The 2739-nt window shown below is 65.7% G+C and carries 3 protein-coding genes; all 3 read left to right on the top strand.

The window, feature by feature from the left end; genetic code table 11:
- The coding region (locus tag DBR20_RS23420) for a cyanophycin synthetase (protein WP_308812621.1) at window positions 1–603 on the top strand (603 nt) is incomplete at its 5' end.
- Window positions 593–1678 carry a phospho-N-acetylmuramoyl-pentapeptide-transferase gene (gene mraY, locus DBR20_RS17245; RefSeq protein ID WP_100551564.1) on the top strand — a complete coding sequence of 362 codons (1086 nt, stop codon included), beginning with the start codon at window positions 593–595 and terminating at the stop codon, window positions 1676–1678. The genes DBR20_RS23420 and mraY, both read left to right, overlap by 11 nt.
- Window positions 1678–2739 (top strand): putative lipid II flippase FtsW (gene ftsW, locus DBR20_RS17240; RefSeq protein ID WP_258223412.1); only part of this gene is annotated, 1062 nt, incomplete at its 3' end. The genes mraY and ftsW, both read left to right, overlap by 1 nt.

Genomic DNA, 2739 nt, shown 5'->3' with positions numbered 1-2739 from the left:
GCGCAGGGCAGCCGCTTCACCCTGGTCACGCCGATGGGCGAGGCGGGCGTGGTGCTGGGTCTGCCGGGCCGCCACAACATCAGCAATGCACTGGCCGCCGCCAGTCTGGCGCTTGCCGCTGGCATCGAGCTGTCACTGGTGGCTACCGGCCTGGCCGAAGCACAGCCGGTGCCGGGCCGCCAGATCGCCCATCAGCTGCACAACGGCGCGGTGCTGGTGGACGACAGCTACAACGCCAATCCCGGTTCGCTGGCCGCTGCCATCGACGCGCTGGCCGCCGCACCGGAAGAGGGCTGGCTGGTGCTGGGCGACATGCGCGAGCTGGGCCCCGATGCCGAGGCGCTGCATGCACAGGCGGGTATCCGCGCGCGTGCTGCCGGCCTCAAGCGCCTGTATGCACTGGGCCCGCTCAGTGCCGCCGCTGCCGCCGCGTTTGGCGAGGGCGGACGCCATTTCACCACCCATGACGCGCTGTCGCAGGCGCTGAGGGACGAGCTGCACGCCGGCGTGCGCTGCCTGGTCAAGGGTTCCCGTGGCAGCGCCATGGACACGATTGTCAAAGCGCTGCTGGCGCAAGGAGAGGAATCCCCGCATGTTGTATGAACTGGCTCGATGGTTGCAGCAGTTGGAGAGCCTGTTCGGGCTGTTCAACTACCAGACGTTCCGCGCCATCCTTGCCGCGTTGACGGCGCTGTTCCTGTCGCTGTGGCTCGGCCCGGCGATGATCCGCAAGCTTGCCCAGTTCAAGGGTGGCCAGCCGATCCGCAAGGACGGCCCGCAGACCCACTTCTCCAAGGCCGGTACGCCGACCATGGGCGGTTCGCTGATCCTGCTCACCGTCACCCTGTCGGTGCTGATGTGGGCTGACCTGCGCAACCGCTACGTGTGGCTGGTGCTGGCGGTGATGCTGTGCTTCGGCGCCATCGGCTGGTACGACGACTGGATCAAGATCGTCCGTCGCGACCCGAACGGCCTGAAGTCGCGCTGGAAGTACCTGCTGCAGTCGATCTTCGGCCTGGCTGCAGGCATCTTCCTGCTCCAGACCGCGGATGTGCCGGCGGCGCTGACCTTCTATATCCCGATGTTCAAGTCGGTGGCGCTGCCGTTGGCTGGCGTCGGCTTTGTGGCCATCGCCTACTTCTGGATCGTCGGCTTCTCCAATGCGGTCAACCTGACCGATGGCCTGGACGGCTTGGCGATCATGCCCACCGTACTGGTGGCTTGCGGCCTGGGCGTGTTCGCCTATGCCTCGGGCAACGTGGTGTTCGCCAACTACCTGCAGATCCCGCAGATTCCGGGCGCCGGTGAGCTGGTCATCATCTGCGCGGCGATTGCTGGTGCAGGGCTGGGCTTTCTCTGGTTCAACACCTATCCGGCCATGGTGTTCATGGGCGATATCGGCGCGCTGTCGCTGGGCGCGGTGCTGGGCACCATCGCGGTGATCACCCGCCAGGAACTGGTGCTGGTGATCATGGGCGGCGTGTTCGTGATTGAAACGCTGTCGGTGATGATCCAGGTCGCCTCGTTCAAGCTGACCGGCAAGCGCGTGTTCCGCATGGCGCCGATCCATCACCACTTCGAGCTGAAGGGCTGGCCGGAGCCGCGCGTGATCGTGCGCTTCTGGATCATCTCCGTCGTGCTGGTGCTGATCGGCCTGGCCACGTTGAAGGTACGCTGATGAATGACCTGTCGCACCAGGCAACACGCCTTGAGGCCATCGGTGGCAGCTACGACAAGTGGCTGCTCGGCGCGATGATCGCGCTCACCGGGCTGGGCGTGGTGATGGTCGCGTCCAGTTCGATCGCGTTGATGAGCAGCCCGTTCTACTACCTCAACCGCCACCTGATCTTCCTGGCGGTCGGCATCGTGCTGGCCATCATGGCCGCGCGTACCGAGCTGAAAACCATCGAGCAGTACAACCAGATGCTGCTGCTGGGCTGCTTCGCGCTGCTGGTAGTGGTGTTCGTTCCCGGCCTGGGCAGCAGCGTCAACGGCGCCCGCCGCTGGATCAACCTGGGCGTCTCCAAGTTCCAGACGGTCGAAGCGGTGAAGGTGCTCTACATCGTCTGGCTGTCCAGCTACCTGGTGCGCTTCCGCGACGAGGTCAACGCCACCTGGCCGGCGATGCTCAAGCCGCTGGGCGTGGCCGGCGCGCTGGTGGTACTGCTGCTGCTGCAGCCGGACTTCGGTTCGTCCACCCTGCTGCTGGCGATCACCGCCGGCATGCTGGTGCTGGGCGGGGTGAACATGCCGCGCATGTCGATGCCGGTGGTGATAGGCCTGGTCGGCATGAGCGCGCTGGCGATCATCGAGCCGTACCGCATGCGCCGCATCACCTCCTTCCTCGACCCGTGGGCCGACCAGCAGGGCGACGGCTACCAGCTGTCCAACGCGCTGATGGCGGTGGGCCGCGGCGAGTGGACCGGCGTCGGCCTGGGCAACTCGGTGCAGAAGCTGTACTACCTGCCCGAGGCGCACACCGACTTCATCTTCTCGGTCACCGCCGAGGAATTCGGTTTCCTCGGCACCTGCACGATCGTGGCCCTGTACGCACTACTGGTCGGCCGCACGTTCTGGCTGGGCATGCGTTGCGTGGAAATGAAGCGCCACTTCTCCGGCTACATCGCCTTCGGCATCGGCCTGTGGATCAGCATGCAGACCTTCGTTTCGATCGGCGTGAACCTGGGTATCCTGCCGACCAAGGGCCTGACCCTGCCGCTGATTTCGTCGGGTGGTTCG

Source organism: Stenotrophomonas sp. HMWF023, assembly GCF_003060985.1.
In the GTDB taxonomy this organism is placed as follows: Bacteria; Pseudomonadota; Gammaproteobacteria; order Xanthomonadales; family Xanthomonadaceae; genus Stenotrophomonas; species Stenotrophomonas lactitubi.
This window is presented reverse-complemented; position numbering and strand designations above follow the sequence as displayed.

What these genes read in the sequence shown, in the direction of transcription:
- mraY (WP_100551564.1), top strand. Translation starts at nt 593, where the DNA reads ATGTTGTATGAACTGGCTCGATGGTTGCAGCAGTTGGAGAGCCTGTTC.